Genomic DNA, 15,645 nt, shown 5'->3' with positions numbered 1-15,645 from the left:
GGCGGCGTCACACCACTGCCGGCGATGTACTTACCGGACGTGCCGCGCCGAGCGAGCGCACTGCGCCGGACAGCCGCCGCTCACCACCCGGCGAACCAGCTCCGCAGCGCGGCATCATCGAGGGCGGGTGCGTGGGCGTGCACGTACGGTCCGCGGGTCAGGCCGCCCACGCCGAGCACCGTCATCCCGGCGGCGTGGGCCGCACGGGCGCCGACCGGGGAGTCCTCGACAGCCAGCGCGCTCGCGGGCTCGACGCCCAGTGCCGTGCAGGCGGCGAGGTAACAGGCGGGGTGCGGCTTGGGCGAGGCGACATCGTCACCCGAGACCGTGACCGGCAGCCATCGGGACAGCCCGCCGTGGGCCAGCGACTTGTCCAGGAGGACACGAGGCCCGTTGCTGGCCACCGCGATCGGTAGTCGGGGACGTCGAGACCGAGGATGAGGTCGCGTGCGATGTCCGGCCCGGCCGACGTGGACGGCCCCGGTCAGCCCGGCCACCTGTGCCAGGTAGGCCCGAGCTGGAGCGGTAGGACAGTTTCTGACTCCGGTGCCTCAGCGCAGGGTGAAGAAGATCATGGGGTTGTCCTTGCTGTCCCGGAGGGGGTGGCCCAGGGCCAGGGTCCTCTTGACGTCGTTCAGGCGGTGGTGTGTCTCGGGGGCGTGCGCCCGGGAGACGGTGAAGTAGGGGTTCTCCTGTTCGGCGAGCCAGCGCAGGACCACCGCGCCCTCGGTGAACGGCAGCGGCCTGCGGCCGTGGAAGACGTCGTGGACGCACACCGGTATGCCGGGCCGCATGCGCGGCAGCAGGTGCTGGATGTACCAGCGGGCGAAACTCGCCGAGTGGGCCGCGTCGATGAAGAGGAAGTCCGCGGTGTCCGGGATCTTCTCCAGGTTCTCCTTCGCGTCCCCCTGCGTGAACGTCCAGCGGCCGGTGCGGAGCCGCTCGGGGACGTTGCGCGCGACATGGTCCACGATGTCGTACGAGTAGAGGTGGCCGGTGCCGTTGTCCTTCAGTGCCTGGAGGAGCCAGGTGGTGGACCAGCCGTGGAAGGTGCCGATCTCCACCACCGTCTCCGGGCGGGCCTCGCGCAGCAGGAGGTAGGTGATCTCCGCCTCCAGGTCGTCGAGTTGGGCCTTCAGCGAGGTCGGCGGCGCGAGCAGTTTCCGCTGCTGCTCGCGGACCCGGTCGAGATCATGGGCGTAGGTGCGGTAGAGCCCGATGATGTGGTCGATGTCGATGTCGATGTGCTGGTGCATGCGTGCTCCGTGCGAAACCGGTCTGTTGGTCAGGGCGCGGTGACGCTAAGGCGCGGAGCGGTGCGCACACGTCACACCGGGGTGCCAACTCCGGTGTCCCACCTGGGTGCTACGTGCCCGGGGCCGGGTGCGGCCTGCCCGGGGCGACGAGCCCCGACTCGTAGGCCATGACCACGAGTTGCGCACGGTCGCGGGCGCCGAGCTTGGCGAGCAGCCGGGTCATGTGGGTCTTGACGGTCTGCTCGGCCACCACCAGCCTCGCGGCGATCTCCGCGTTCGACAGGCCCTGCGCGACCAGCATCAGCACCTCCGTCTCACGGGGTGTGAGGCCGTTCAGCCGCACCCGCGGGTTCCGGCGCGGGGCGGGGCGGCGCCGGGCCACGTCCTCGATGAGGCGTCGGGTGACGGACGGGGCGAGTAGCGCCTCACCTGCGGCGATCACCCGTACCGCCTGGACGAGTTCGGCGACCGGGGCGTCCTTGAGGAGGAAGCCGCTGGCCCCGGCGTGCAGGGCCTCGTAGACGTAGTCGTCGATGTCGAAGGTGGTCAGCATGAGGACCTTGGGGCGGTGCACCACGCCGGGCGGCGGATCGAGCAGCTGCCGCGCCGCCTCCAGCCCGTCCATCTCCGGCATCCGTACGTCCATCAGCACCACGTCGGCGTGTGTGCCGCGGCTGACCTCGACGCCGAGGCGACCGTTGGGAGCCTCCCCCACGACGTCGATGTCGCTCTGCGCCGACAGCAACGCCGCGAACCCCGAACGCACCATGTCCTGGTCGTCCACGACGACCACCCGGATCACCATGTTCATCTCTCCTGTTCCGGTCACCTGAAAAGTCCACGCGACCGGGCCGCATGACGGCGCGGGCATGCGTGCGGTGCCGTCGCGTACTCATGCGGTCGGGGCGTGGACCGGGCTCCACTCTTCCCTCGTGGCAGGACCGCCACCTCGGCCGAACGGCCACGAGCGATCACCGCGAGGGGAGGGGCCTCGGCCGAACGGCGGAGGACGGATGACGGAACGTCACGGGTCCGGGCGTACCTAGGCGCTCACGACGACGTCTTCTCCGTCGGCAGGATCGCCATGACTTCCCAGCCCCGGCGGTCGGCTCGGGGTCCCGTACGGAGCTCGCCGCCGAGCGCGGTGGGCGGCAGCCGAGTGCCGCCACGGCCGTCGTCGCGCACCGCCACCTCCAGCGCATGGCCGCCATCTGCGACTGCACCAGGATCCCGGTGACGTGATGGGCCACGAAGTCGTGCAGGTCGGCCGCCATGGCGAGGCGTTCGGCCCGCTGGGTCTCGGTGACCGCCACGCCGCGGCGTTGGTCCAGCACGCGCAGGTACCCGTCAACTCCGGCGGCCGCACCGTCCAGAACACCGCACAACGCCGCCCACCGCACGGGGAGTCACGCACCGCGACCAGGAGCAGGCACAGCAGGATCGCGAGTTCGCCCGGTCCGGACAGCGCCTCCTGTCCGGACCAGAACACGGCCGCCGTCACGGCCCCGGAGAAGACCGCGGGCACGGCGGTGTGCACCGTCACGGTGAGCCATGCCGGCCGCCGCGCGACGGGCCACAGGAGCGCGGCCAGGCCGATCGGCAACACCACCGGCTGCGGCCACCACGAACCGCCGTCGACAGCGGCCAACAACACGTCCGCGCCTGCCGCCAGCAGAAGGACGATGCCGGACACCTTCAGAGGGTCCCGGCGACGGCCATCCGGTCCGGAAGGCGTGCCGAGGGCGCGCACGCTGCTGAGGAGATCCACGGCGCGACCTTGATCCCCCACCGGCACAGCGGGATCGGCCGAACGGCCGAGACCTGTCAGGAACAGGAGCCGGGCCCGATTTTTCAGCGCCCGTGAGGGGCTACTGACCAATGCCCCCGCGGGCCAAGACTCGATCACGGCTGACGGCACTCCCCCGCCGACGGCTCAAGCGGCCCCGGCTCACGCGCCCCCCTTGCGTGGGCCCGGGGCCGCCCGTGCGGACGGGCTTCGTCCGGACCCATCCACCGACCTATGGGGAAGCGAGAGAGCACAGTGCGGAACAAGCACAGCCGCATCGGCAAGAGACTGACGGCGCGGAGTGCCGCATACGGGATACCGGCCCTGCTGGCGGTTGTCGGGCTCACCGTCACCGCCGTCACCCCAGTGGCAGCGGACCCGTCGGCGGACCGCTCGGCGGACCTGACGGCCGGAGCGGCGAGCGGGTCAGCCGGGGCCGGTACCCGGGTGACGCTGGTGACCGGTGACACCGTGAGCATGGACGGCACGGGCCGGGTGACCGGTATGCGGCGCGGCGAGGGCCGGGGGCACATCGGCTTCTCGATACGGCGGTTCGCCGGGCACACCTACGTCGTCCCGCAGGACGCGACCCAACTGCTGGGCAGCGGGCGGCTGGACCGCCGCCTGTTCGACATCACGCAGCTCGTCAAGGACGGCTACGACGACGCCCACCGTAAGCAGGTGCCGCTGATCGTCTCCTATCGGGGCGGTACCGGCGCCCAGGCTGGTGCCCGGCATGCCCTGGCCGCAGCCGACGCAGAGGTCGAGCGGGTGCTGCCCGCCGTCCGCGGCGAGGCGCTGACCGCCGAGAAGGCGGACGCCGGCGACGTGTGGCGGGCGCTGACGGACACGGTCACCGGTGGCAGTGCCGTGGCCGCCGCGCCCGGCATCGACCGGGTGTGGCTCGACGGGCGGGTCGAGGCTGCCGTAGAGGACAGCGGCACTCCCGATCCCCAGGGCGGGGTAGCGCAGATCGGTGCCCCCGCGGCCTGGAAACAGGGCTACGACGGCAAGGGTGTGAAGGTCGCCGTCCTGGACACCGGTGTCGACGCCACCCACCCGGACCTCAAGGGCAGCATCCTCAAGGCCAAGAACTTCTCCGACTCCGACACCGGCACGAGCTCCACCGACGACAGGCAGGGACACGGCACCCACGTCGCCTCCACCATCGTCGGCTCCGGTGCGAAGAGCCACGGCACGTACAAGGGCGTGGCGCCCGGCGCGAAGCTGCTGGTCGGCAAGGTCATGGACGACACCGGCGTCGGATCCGACTCCGCGATCATCGCCGGTATGCAGTGGGCCGTGACGCAGGGCGCCAAGGTCGTCAACATGAGCCTGGGCGACGTGGACACCCCGGCGGTGGACCCGCTGGAGAAGGCCGTGAACGACCTGTCGGCCTCCTCCCACGCCCTGTTCGTGATCGCCGCGGGCAACGAGGGCCCCTCCGGGGGCACGGTCGGCACTCCGGGCTCGGCCGCGTCGGCCCTGACCGTCGCCGCGGTGGACCGGCACGACAAGGTCGCCGACTTCTCCAGCCGCGGCCCGACCGCGGACAGCGCCCTGAAGCCGGACATCGCCGCGCCCGGTGTCGACATCGTCGCCGCGAGGGCCGCCCACGGCAGCGAGGGCGAGGAGGTGGCGCCCGGATACGTGACGATGTCGGGCACCTCGATGGCCACCCCGCACACCGCGGGCGCCGCCGCGATCCTCGCCCAGGAGCACCCCGACTGGACCGGCGAGCGGATCAAAGCCGCGCTGACCGCCTCGGCGAAGCCGCTGACCGGCACCACCGCGTACGAGGTCGGGGCGGGCCGGGTCGACCTGACCCGGGCAACCGGCACCGACGTCACCACCGAGCCGGCCTCCGTCGGCTTCGGCACCGCCTCCTGGCCGCACGACGACGACCGGCCGAGGGCCCGGACGCTGACGTACCGCAACTCGGGCCCCGAGCCCGTCACCCTGGACCTGACCTCCGATGTCACCGGCCCCGACAGCGGCAGCGCACCAGGCGGCATGTTCACGGTCTCCCCGGCCCGGCTGACCGTCCCGGCCGGCGGCACCGCGCAGGCCACGGTCACCGCCGACACCCGGCTCGGCGGCGTGGACGGCGCCTACTCCGGCGCGGTGACCGCGAGCGGCGACGGGCAGAGCGTGCGCACCGCCCTGGGCGTCATCCGTGAAGTGGAGTCGTACAAGCTGAAGCTGACCGTCACCCGCCGCGACGGCAAGCGGGACGACGCACCCAGTGTCACCGTGGCGAACCTGGACACCGGCAAGCAGTACACGCCGTTCGACGACGACAGGAACCACCCCGACGGCACCGCGAGCGTGCGGCTGCCCAAGGGCCACTATGTGATCGACGCCCAGACCATCGACCCCCGGGGCAAGACTGCCCTGTTGGTGGCCCCCCGCCTACTGCTCGACCACGACACCGATCTCGCCCTCGACGGGCGCAGGGCCAAGCCGGTGAAGGTCACCGCCCCCGACCGCCGGGCCACCTCGCGCGACGCACAGGTCCTCTTCGCGGCCCACGGTGCCAAGCCGGCCTACGACTACGTCGGCGGGAACTCCGTCGACGCCGGTGACACCGCCCTCGGCCAGATCGGCTCCGGCACCGCGGCAGGCTCCTTCGTCGCCCAGTTCGGCGGGATCTGGCAGCGCACCGCCACCTCACCGACGTACAACCTGGTCGCCACCCGTGCCGGCTCCTTCTTCACCGGCCTGAACCGCGCCTTCTCCACCACCCGGGACATGGCCCGGGTGAACACCTCGGTCGCGACCACCCTGACCCGGGCCGCCGCCGCTCCCCAGGTGAGCTGGTCCACTCCGGCCTGGGCGGAGCTCGACCGGGCGTCCATCTTCTCGGAAGGCCTCCAGCGCCCGGCGCCGACCGCCTCGCTCGTGCAGTACCTGAGCACCGACCGCGGCCTGCGCTGGAACCTGGGCGCCCGGATCGCCAACGGCTCGCACAACGAGGACACGGCCTCCTTCCTCACCGCCCGCCGCTTCGAGCCGGGCCGCACGTACCGGGTCGCCTTCAACGGCGGCGTGCACGGCCCGGCCGTCGCACCGGCGTCCGGAACCGGGGCCAAACGGCTCGGCGGGTACTCCTACGTATGCGTGCCGATGTTCTCCGACGGCCCGGGCAACTTCGCCTACGTCCCCCAGGCCACGATCACCACACGGCTCAGCTCCGGCTCCCGGGTCTTCCTTTCCACCACCGACGACACCTGCCTGAGCGTCTACGGCGGCCTGCCCGCCGCCTCGACGCGCTACCGGCTGTCCATCAGCACCGACCGCACCAAGGACTACCGGACCAGCGGCCACGTGGACGCGGTGTGGACCTTCACCTCCCGCGACAACGGTGAGACCAAGGGCGTCCCCTTCCCGCTCTCCGTCGTCCGCTTCCACCCGAAGCTGAGCCTGACCGACACCGCCAAGGCGGGCGCCCGCGTCACGGTGCCGCTGTCGCTCCAGGGCCCCGCCGCGGCCAAGGGCCACCTGAAGGCACTGACCGTGCGTGTGTCGTACGACGGCGGCCGCACCTGGAAGACGGTCGGCATCCACATGGACCGCGCCGGCAAGCGGTACCTGACCCTCACCCACCCGAGGAAGCCCGGCACCGTCTCCTTCCGGGCGTCCCTGACCGACACCGACGGCAACACCGCCGCGGAGACCATCCGCACGGCGTACCGCACGGTGCGCTAGCCCCACGGCCAGTGTCGGTGCCCGCGTCCGTGGAATGGGCCGGAATTGGCTCGGCTCCGTGGCCGAACGTAGGTTGGGCGCCGATCACTGGTGTGTTTGCAGGGCGAAAGGTACGGCCCGGTGGGACGACGAGAAAAGCCGGTGGACCCCGGTGCCGGGCCCGTGCAGCGGCTCGCGCACGAACTGCGTCTGCTGCGCGAGAAGGCGGGAAAGCCGCCATACCGGGAGATGGCCCAGCGGGCGGGCTACTCGACGACCGCGCTGTCGCAGGCGGCGGCCGGCGACCAGTTGCCCTCGCTCGCTTTGGTGCGGGCGTACGTCCAGGCGCTGGACGCCGACCCCGACGAGTGGGAGCGGCGCTGGCGGGAGGCGGACGCGGAGCTCCGGGCGGCCTCGGACGAGGAGCGGGCCCCCTACCGGGGCCTGGCCCGCTTCGAACCGGATGACAGTGCCCTCTTCTTCGGCCGGGACAAGCAGGTCGGGGAGCTGCTGACCCTGGTGCGCGCACACCGGTTCGCGGTCGTGTCGGGCCCCTCCGGCAGCGGCAAGTCGTCCCTGTTGCGGGCCGGGCTGATCCCCGCTCTGCGGCAGGCGGAGGGCACCGACCGCCCGGCGGTGATCCGGGTGCTCACCCCTGGTGAACAGCCCGCGCGCACGCACGAGCGGGCCTTCGTGCCAAAAGACGGTGGGGACAGCGGCCCGGACACCTGGGTGATCGTCGACCAGTTCGAGGAGCTGTTCACCCTCTGCCACGACCGCGCGGAGCGCGACCGCTTCCTGGATCTGCTGCTGTCCACCCGCGGTCCCGCGAGCCGACTGCGCGTGGCCATCGCCGTGCGCGGCGACTTCTACGGCCACTGCGGCACCCATCCGCGGCTGGCGGAGTCGGTCGGCCGGGCGACCCTGCTGATCGGGCCGATGGGTCGCGAGGAACTGCGGGACGTGATCACGCAGCCCGCGATCGCCGAGGGCCTGAACGTGGAGCGCGCGCTGACCGCCCGCGTCATCGACGAGGTCACCGACCGGCCCGGCGCCCTGCCGATGCTCTCGCACGCCCTGCTGGAGACCTGGCGCCGCCGCCGCGGCCGTACTCTCACTCTGGCCGCGTACGAGGAGGCCGGCGGTGTGCGCGGGTCGGTCGCCACCACCGCCGAGCAGGTCTACGGCGACCTCTCGCCGGAGCAGGCCCGCACCGCCCGCCGTATCCTGCTGCGGCTCATCGCCCCCGGCGACGGCGCCGCCGACACGCGCCGCCCGGCGTCGCGGGAGGAGCTGGGGCCCGACGCGCAGGACGTGCTGGAACGCCTCGCCGGCGCCCGGCTGGTCACCCTGGACGGTGACACGGTCGAGCTGGCCCACGAGGTGCTGATCACCGGCTGGCCCCGGCTGGCCGGCTGGATCGAGGAGAGCCGGGGGCGGCTGCGGGCGCAGCGGTTCCTCGGAGAGTCGGCCCGTGCCTGGCAGCAGCTGGATCGGGACCCCGGAGCGCTGTACCGGGGCACGCGGCTGGCCCAGGCCGAGGAGCTGTTCGCCGGGCAGCCCGAGGACGACCTCGCCGAGCTGGAGCGGGCCTTCCTCGACGCCTCCCGCGCCGCGCGCGATGCCGAGCGGGAGGCCGGGACGCGAGCGGCCCGCCGTACCCGCCTGCTCACCGTGGGACTCTCCGCGTTCCTCGTGCTGGCGCTGGCCGCGGGTCTGCTGGCCTGGCAACGCGACCGGGCGAGTGACGAGGAGGCGGCGAAGGCGGCCGCCCGCCGCCTGGCCACCGTCGCCGACAGTCTGCGTTCCGCCGACCCCCGCACCGCCGCCCTGCTCTCCGTCGCGGCCTGGCGGCTCGCCCCGCTGACCGAGTCCCGCTCGGCCCTGCTCGACGCCCAGGCCCGGCCGGAGCGGGACGCGTTCACCGACCCGCAGACGGGCGAGAACTCCCGGCGGTTCCTCACCGATCAGGGCCGCGCCCTCATCACCGTCACCGGCTCCGAAGCCACCGTCCGCGACGTGGCCGACCACCGTGTCACCGCCACCTACCGGCTGCCCGCGGGCGCGGAGGTCTCCGGCGCCGACCTCGACGCTCGCTCTCTCGTCCTGACCGACCAGTACGGCGCCGCGCTGTGGAACCTCGCCGCTCACAGACCCGTCGCCGACCTGGGCGACGCGGCCTACTGGGCGGCGTCCGACGGCAGCGCCTTCGGCACCGGGCCGGTGGACGATCCTGGTCCGGTCAAGGTGCACCGGGCCAAGGACGGCAAGGTTCTGTTCGGCACGCAGACCCCGCGCGCCCTCACCGCCGCCGCGGTCGGCCCGGGCGGCCGCGTCCTCGCCCTGTGTCCCGCCGACGGCGCACCCCAGGTGTGGGACACCGTCCACGGCAAGAAGCTGCGGGGGTCCTGGGAGAAGGCGGGCGGCACCGTGTGCGGTACCGGCTCGGGGGCGGACCACGGCTTCCGGCTGCTGCGGTTCAGCGGGGACGGCCGACGGCTGGCCGTGGTCTCCGGGAACACGGCCACGGTCTGGAATGTCTCCGATGGACGGGAGGTCGCCGGCTTCCAGAGCGGCGGCACCAGCGGCTTCACCCAGGCCGTCCTGTCCCCGGACGGACGATTCCTGGCCACGGCCGACGACCAGGAGATCGCCGCGTGGTCGCTGGGCCTGGGCGGCGGTGAGGTCTTCCACACTCCGCTGGCCGGCGCCGAGGTGGACGGCCTGACCTGGGCGCCGGGCAGGAACCGGACGCTGCGCTACCTCGATGGCGCCACGGTGCGCACGTACGACCTGAGCGACCGCCTGGACGCCCACTGGCAGAGCACGCCGGCCGACGCGAGCGCTCTCAGCCCGGACGGCACCGTCCTGGCCACGGCCACCAGGTCCGGCTCCGGCTCCGGCTCCGGCTCCGGCTCCGGCTACCGCTTCGAACTGCGCTCCACGTCCACGGGCACCGTCCTTGCCCGCACGACGCTCGGTGCCCTGCCCAGCGACGGCGCCGAAGGGGCCCCACCGCTGGCCTTCAGTCCGGACGGCAGGGCCCTGGCCGTCGCCGACACCGTGTCCTCGCACGGCTCCCTCAGGCAGCGCTTCAGCATCTGGGACGTCCCCGCTCACCGGGTCCGTACGTCGTTCCGGACGTCCGGTGCGGCGGACCGCATGGTCTCCGCTCTCGCCCTGGGCACCGGCGGCCGGACGCTGCTGGCCGCGCGTTCCCCCAGTGGCGACGGCACGACCGAGGTCTGGGACACCGCCGCCCACCGCCGTACGGCCACCCTGAGCGCCCTCAATGCGGACCGGCTCGCCCTGCGGCCCGACGGCCGGCTGCTGGCCGGTTCCGCCGACCGGTACGCCGAGGTGCCGTCCGGTACCGTGCGCGGACGCGCCCTGGCCGACGGCCGACAGGTCACCGCCCTGGCCTTCAGCCCTGACGGCACCCGGCTCGCCGTCGGCGACACCACCGGGCACGTCACCCTGTGGGACGGCGACCTGCGCCACCGCATGGGCATCCTGACCGGCACCTCCGACACCACCCCCGGAGGCGAGCCCGAGGCCGTGGGCGCCCTCGCCTTCTCCCCCGACGGCGGCACCCTCGCCGTGGGCGGCCGCCACGGCACCCTGCGTCTGTGGGACACGGCCGGGCAACGGCTTCTCGGCAGCGACCTGCCCACATCCGGTGACGAGATCAGCGCCCTTGCCTTCACCCGCGACGGCGCCACCCTGTACTCCGGCGGGCCGGACGTACTGGTGCAGCGCCACCCGGTCGGCCCGGACGGCATCGCCCGCATCCTGTGCGAGCGGGCCGGCGGAGGACTCACCGAGGCCCAGTGGCGGACGTACCTGCCCGACGTGCCGTACCGGCAGGTGTGCGCCACGACGCACTGAGCGGGATTCTTTTGTTCACAGTGACTTCGACGGTCGCTGAAAAACGCCCCTGACCTGGACTATCGGACTCCGGAAAGTCCTCTACCCCAGGTTCTGGTCTCATGCGTACACACCTCCTTTTTCCCTCCCTCCTGCTGCTCGGATCGCTCTCCCTGACGGCTGCCTGTTCGTCCGGATCCTCCGGGACGTCGGACGCGTCGACCGCCGGGGTGCGGCCCGAACCGTCTCCCGGCACCGGGCCGGTGCAGCCGGTGGATCCCTCGAAGATCAAGGGTCTGCGGATCGTCAACGCCGGCAGCGAGGACAGCTCCTGCCCCTTCGCGGCCGGCTACCCGGACGTGCCCGGCGCCCAGGCGATGACAGCGGCGATGAAGAAGGACGTGGACGGGCGCCTGGCCACCTTCCGCTCGGCGTGCGACGACGGCGGCGGGGCCGGCAACGTCGGCGAACTCAACATCAGCCACCAGTTCCTGGTCGCCTCCGGGGACGTCCTCGGCGTCCGGCTCACCACCCAGGACGGCTCCGCGGCAGGCAGTGGACTGAGTGTGCGCACCTACTGGTACGACGGGAAAGCGGGCGCGTACCGCACCGCGCTCGGACTCATCGGTGGCGGCTCCCGGGACGCCTTCGTCTCCGCCCTGAAGAAGCAGCTCAAGGGACGCGACGGCACGGACGCGGACACCATGGACGCGGCGTTCACCGACCCGTCGAGCCTGGCCGCCGTCCTGGACGACATGGCCTTCACCGCCGACGGCGGACTGCGGGTGACCTTCGACCGGGGCGACATCGGCGCCCCCGCCGCCGGCTCCTACGTCGTGACCCTCTCCCGGGCGACGGTCACCCCCTGGCTGTCCGCCTTCGGCAAGCGCGCCCAGCAGCAGACCGTACGGCCGTCCGGCTCGCTCGATCTCGGGGCGGCCGCCACCCCCACTCCCGCCGTGCCCACCCACACGGCCTCCGGTGACGACGACACCGACTGCAAGAGGGTCAGGTGCGTCGCTCTGACCTTCGACGACGGGCCCGCCGCCCAGGAGACGGCGACCCTGCTGACGTACCTGGCGCAGTACCGGGCCCGGGCCACCTTCTTCACCGTCGGCCAGAACGTCGCCGCCCACCCGGATCTGGTCCGCGCCGAGGCACGTGCCGGCAACGAGGTGGGCAACCACTCCTGGAGCCATCCCGACCTCACCAAGCTCACCGCGGAGCAGGTCACCTACCAGCTGAACCGCACGAGCGCCGCCATCAAGGCCGCGACCGGCAAGGCCCCCACCCTCTTCCGCCCGCCCTACGGCGCCGTCAACGACACCGTCCGCCACGCCACCAAGCTCTCCCCCGTGCTGTGGACCCTGGACACCGAGGACTGGAAGTACCCCGACGCCGCGAAGGTCGCGCAGAGCGTCGTCGGCAAGGTGAAGCCCAATGACGTCGTCCTCATGCACGACATCCACGCGACGTCCGTGGCCGCGATCCCCGAGATCCTGCGCACTCTCAGCGCCCGCGGCTACCACTTCGTCACGGTCAGCCACCTGCGCGCCACTATGTGATCCCGGTGGACGTACATCGCCTCTGGACTACATCACTTCTGGCTAAATCGTTTCACTTTCGCGATGGAACCATTGTCGACACAGGCATTGACCGCCGGATGACCGGACCTTAATGTCCGGGCAATCGCGTTGAAACCTTTCACGAGCCGAAGGTGCACCATGTCCTGGGACCTGTCGCGTCGAAGACTTCTCCACCTCGGTGGCGCCACGGCCGCCTCGGTCGTGCTGACCGGGCCCCGGGCCCTCGCCGCCGCGGGCGCGGGCGTCCCCACGCCTCTCGGCAAACCGCCCGCGCCGACCGGGATGCTCGCCGATCTGCTGCCGCAGGCGCTCGTGACGAGCGCCGGGCAGCGCCCCCGGTTCAGCTGGCAGGTGCCCGACTTCGGCGCCGGCACCCTCCAGCGCGCGTACCAGCTCCAACTGGCCACCGCTCCGGGCGGTTTCGAGGACGAGCGGCTCGTCTGGGACTCGGGGAAGCGCACGTCCGCCGACTCCACCGCCGTACCGTACGAAGGGCCGGCCCTGAAGCCCCGTACCGCCTACTGGTGGCGGGTCGCCAGCTGGGGCGAGAAGCGATCGGCCTGGTCGGAGCCCGCCTTGCTCGCCACCTCGGTCGAGGACAAGTGGGAGGCCGAACCGATCTGGGCGCCGGCCGGGCCGGTCATGACCGACGGCACCTTCGCCGCCCGGCTGAGGATCACCACGGTGGCCGCCGGGGTGTGGTTCCGCGCCGCGAACACCGCCAACAACTACATGTGGCAGCTGCGCGCCGGCAGTCCCGGCATCCTGCGCAAGCACGTCTGCGTGAACGGCACGTACAGCGTCCTCGGCGAGGTCCGCCTGCCGACCGCGGTCACCACCGGGGAGTGGCTGGACCTCGCCGTCACCATGACCGGCTCCACCTTCACCACCAGCGTCAACGGCACCGTCGTCGACACCACCACCGACACCCGCCACGCCGCCGGCAACATCGGCCTGCGCAACGGCGTCACCGAGTCCCAGGTCTACGACCGCGTCACCTTCACCGCCGCCGACGGCGCCGTCCTCCTCGACGACGACTTCGCCTCCGACAAGGGCACCTTCTCGACCGGCACGGTCTCCGGCGGCACGCTCACCTTCCCCACCGGCGCCTCCTCGCTCTCCTCCTACGGCGCCGACGACACCTGGGCGCTGCTCCGCCACGAGTACGACACGGCCGCGGGCAAGGAGATAGCCGCCGCCGTCCTCTACGCAGCCGCCACCTCGCCCGACCCGGCCCGGCAGTACGTGGCCAAGGTGTGGAGCAACGGCACGGTGGTCGGGCACGCGTCCGTGCGCTCCGGCACCGGGACCGCGTACCAGGCGTTCGACGTCACTTCGACCCTGCGGGCCGACGGCGGGCCGAACGCGCTCGCCGCGCTGTGCTGGACCACCTCGCAGCAGAAGTTCCTGGCCCAGCTGGAGATCACGTACACCGACGGCAGCCGGACCACCGTCGCCTCGGGAGACCACTGGAAGGCGCGCCGCCAGGCCGGGTTGCTGCCTTCGAAGGGCAGCGCGGGCAGCAGCTACTTCACCGTCCCGCAGGAGTACTGGGATCTGCGGCAGGAACCCGTCGGCTGGACCCGGCCCGGCTTCGACGACAGCGACTGGCACACTCCGGTGGTACGTACGGCGATCACCCCGCTCGTCCCGGCCCCGATCGAGGCGCCGCGGCTGCACGACGTCACCCCCGCCTCCGTCACGAAGGTCGCCGACGGCCGCTGGCTGGTGGACCTCGGCCGGGAGATCGTCGGCGGGCTGTCCCTTGAGGTCACCGGGAGCGCGGGCGACACCGTCGAGGTGCGCCTCGGCGAGGAGCTGAACTCCGACGGCACCGTCAGGTACCAACTGCGCGCCACCAACACCTACCGCGAGGTGTGGACCCTGCGCGACGGCAAGCAGTCCTTCGAGCACTGGGGCTACCGCGGCTTCCGCTGGGCCGAACTGCGCACCACGCTCGACCTGTCCGGCGCCGTCGTCACCGGGCGGGCCTGGAAGCTCGACTGGAACGACACCGACGCCTCCTTCCGCAGCTCCGACCCCGCTCTGGACCGGGTCTGGGAACTGTGCCGGTACTCCATCGAGGCCACCCGCGGCGACCTCTACACCGACACCCCCACCCGGGAACGCGGCCCCTACGAGGGCGACGCGCTGATCAACCAGCTCTCCGAGTACGGCGTCCAGCGCTCCTACGCCCTGGCCCGCTGGTCCGACGACTACCTGGTCCGCAAGGGCACCTGGCCCACCGAGTACCGGCTGATGTGCGCACTGTCCGCCTGGGAGGACTACCTCGCCACCGGCGACGACCGGCAACTCGCCAAGGACTACGCCCTGCTCGCCGCTAAGAACCTCACCGCCCATCTGGACTCCCGGGGCCTGGTCCGCAAGGCCCCCGGCAGCACCAGCCAGGACCTGGGCGACCTCGTCGACTGGCCCACCGCCAGCCGCGACGGCTACGTCTTCACGAACGTCAACACCGTGGTGAACGCCTTCCAGTACGCGGCGTTCGACGCCCTGGCCAGGTGCGCGGCGGTCCTGGGCAAGGACGGCGACGCGAAGTCCCTGCGCTCACGCGCCGACACCCTCGCCACCGCCATGCGCGCCACCCTGCTCGACAGCACCGCCGGCCGGTTCCTCGACGGCGAGGGCACCACGCACAGCGCCCAGCACGCCAGCGCCTTCCCCGTCGCGCTCGGCGTCGCGGACGCCCTCGGCGACGAGGTGCGCGCCCGGCTCGGGAACACCCTCGCCACGGGCGGCATGCGGATGAGCGTGTACGGGGCGCAGTTCCTCCTCGACGCCCTCTTCCGCCTCGGCCGCTCCGATGCCGCGCTCGCGCTGCTGACCTCCACAGCCACCAACTCCTGGCTGCACATGCTCGACGCGCTGAAGGCCACCATCGTCACCGAGGCCTGGGACCCCGCGCTGAAGTCCAACATGACGCTCTCCCACGCCTGGGCGTCCGCTCCGGCCAACGCGATCCCCCGGCACGTGCTCGGTGTCCGCGTCACCGCCCCGGGAGCCGCCGAGTTCCTGATCCGCCCCAGGACCGGCCCGCTGACCGACGCCGAGGGAAGGGTGCCGTCCATGCGCGGCCCGGTGGAGGTCGCCGTACACCGGTCGGCCGACGCCCATACGACGCGGGTGACGGTGCCGCCCAACTCCCGCGCGGTGCTGGAGGTGGAGATCGGGGACGCCCGCCCGGCGGACTACCGGATCACGGCGAAGGCACCCGGCGGACGAGGACGAGTGGAGGTCCGGCCACTCACCGACCTCACCGGCACCGTGCTGCGGATCGGGCCGGTCGGCTCCGGCACGACGAAGGTCGAGCGTGTCCGCTCCTGACCTCATGGGGTGTGCATGGCCTCACCCTGAAACGTTATAGGTACGCCGGGCGGCGGACGTCCGAGAGACTGGGGCTGCGCATGCAAGGCGAGCACAGGGGCGCGTTCGTTTCAGAACC

8 protein-coding genes are annotated in these 15,645 nt (G+C 72.4%); 4 read left to right on the top strand and 4 right to left on the bottom strand.

The window, feature by feature from the left end; all coding sequences use genetic code 11:
* Positions 1 to 80: 80 nt before the first annotated feature.
* From SLINC_RS39700 to SLINC_RS50105, 4 genes are all read right to left on the bottom strand, one after another.
* Complete coding sequence (locus tag SLINC_RS39700) at positions 81 to 497, bottom strand: HAD family hydrolase (RefSeq protein WP_257785193.1); 417 nt, start codon at positions 495 to 497, stop codon at positions 81 to 83.
* 54 nt (positions 498 to 551) lie between these two features.
* Positions 552 to 1,256 carry a class I SAM-dependent methyltransferase gene (locus SLINC_RS39695; RefSeq protein WP_067443264.1) on the bottom strand — a complete coding sequence of 235 codons (705 nt, stop codon included), beginning with the start codon at positions 1,254 to 1,256 and terminating at the stop codon, positions 552 to 554.
* Positions 1,257 to 1,365: 109 nt separating this feature from the next.
* Positions 1,366 to 2,061, bottom strand: a complete 696-nt coding sequence (locus tag SLINC_RS39690) for a response regulator (protein ID WP_067446230.1) — start codon at positions 2,059 to 2,061, stop codon at positions 1,366 to 1,368.
* A gap of 245 nt (positions 2,062 to 2,306) precedes the next feature.
* On the bottom strand, positions 2,307 to 2,441 hold the full coding sequence (locus tag SLINC_RS50105) for a hypothetical protein (RefSeq protein WP_257785208.1): 135 nt from the start codon (positions 2,439 to 2,441) through the stop codon (positions 2,307 to 2,309).
* A gap of 835 nt (positions 2,442 to 3,276) precedes the next feature.
* Here SLINC_RS50105 and SLINC_RS39680 point away from each other — a divergent pair.
* The 4 genes from SLINC_RS39680 to SLINC_RS39665 all read left to right on the top strand — a co-directional run bounded on the left by SLINC_RS39680 (position 3,277) and on the right by SLINC_RS39665 (position 15,527).
* Positions 3,277 to 6,750 carry a S8 family peptidase gene (locus tag SLINC_RS39680; RefSeq protein WP_079164951.1) on the top strand — a complete coding sequence of 1,158 codons (3,474 nt, stop codon included), beginning with the start codon at positions 3,277 to 3,279 and terminating at the stop codon, positions 6,748 to 6,750.
* Between the two features lie 120 nt (positions 6,751 to 6,870).
* Entirely contained in the window at positions 6,871 to 10,617 is a 3,747-nt protein-coding gene (locus SLINC_RS39675; protein ID WP_067443261.1) for an nSTAND1 domain-containing NTPase, read from the top strand.
* A 101-nt stretch (positions 10,618 to 10,718) separates the two neighbouring features.
* The gene (locus tag SLINC_RS50100) at positions 10,719 to 12,161 is read left to right on the top strand and encodes a polysaccharide deacetylase family protein (RefSeq protein ID WP_067443260.1); all 1,443 of its coding nucleotides are present in this window, start codon (positions 10,719 to 10,721) and stop codon (positions 12,159 to 12,161) included.
* A gap of 159 nt (positions 12,162 to 12,320) precedes the next feature.
* A complete protein-coding gene (locus SLINC_RS39665) occupies positions 12,321 to 15,527 on the top strand; it encodes a family 78 glycoside hydrolase catalytic domain (protein ID WP_067443259.1) in 3,207 nt (1,068 codons plus the stop codon).
* Positions 15,528 to 15,645: the final 118 nt, after the last annotated feature.

Source organism: Streptomyces lincolnensis (genome assembly GCF_001685355.1).
Taxonomy (GTDB): domain Bacteria; phylum Actinomycetota; class Actinomycetes; order Streptomycetales; family Streptomycetaceae; genus Streptomyces; species Streptomyces lincolnensis.
Note: the sequence above shows the minus strand (reverse complement) of the source record. Positions and strands in the feature narration are given on the sequence as shown.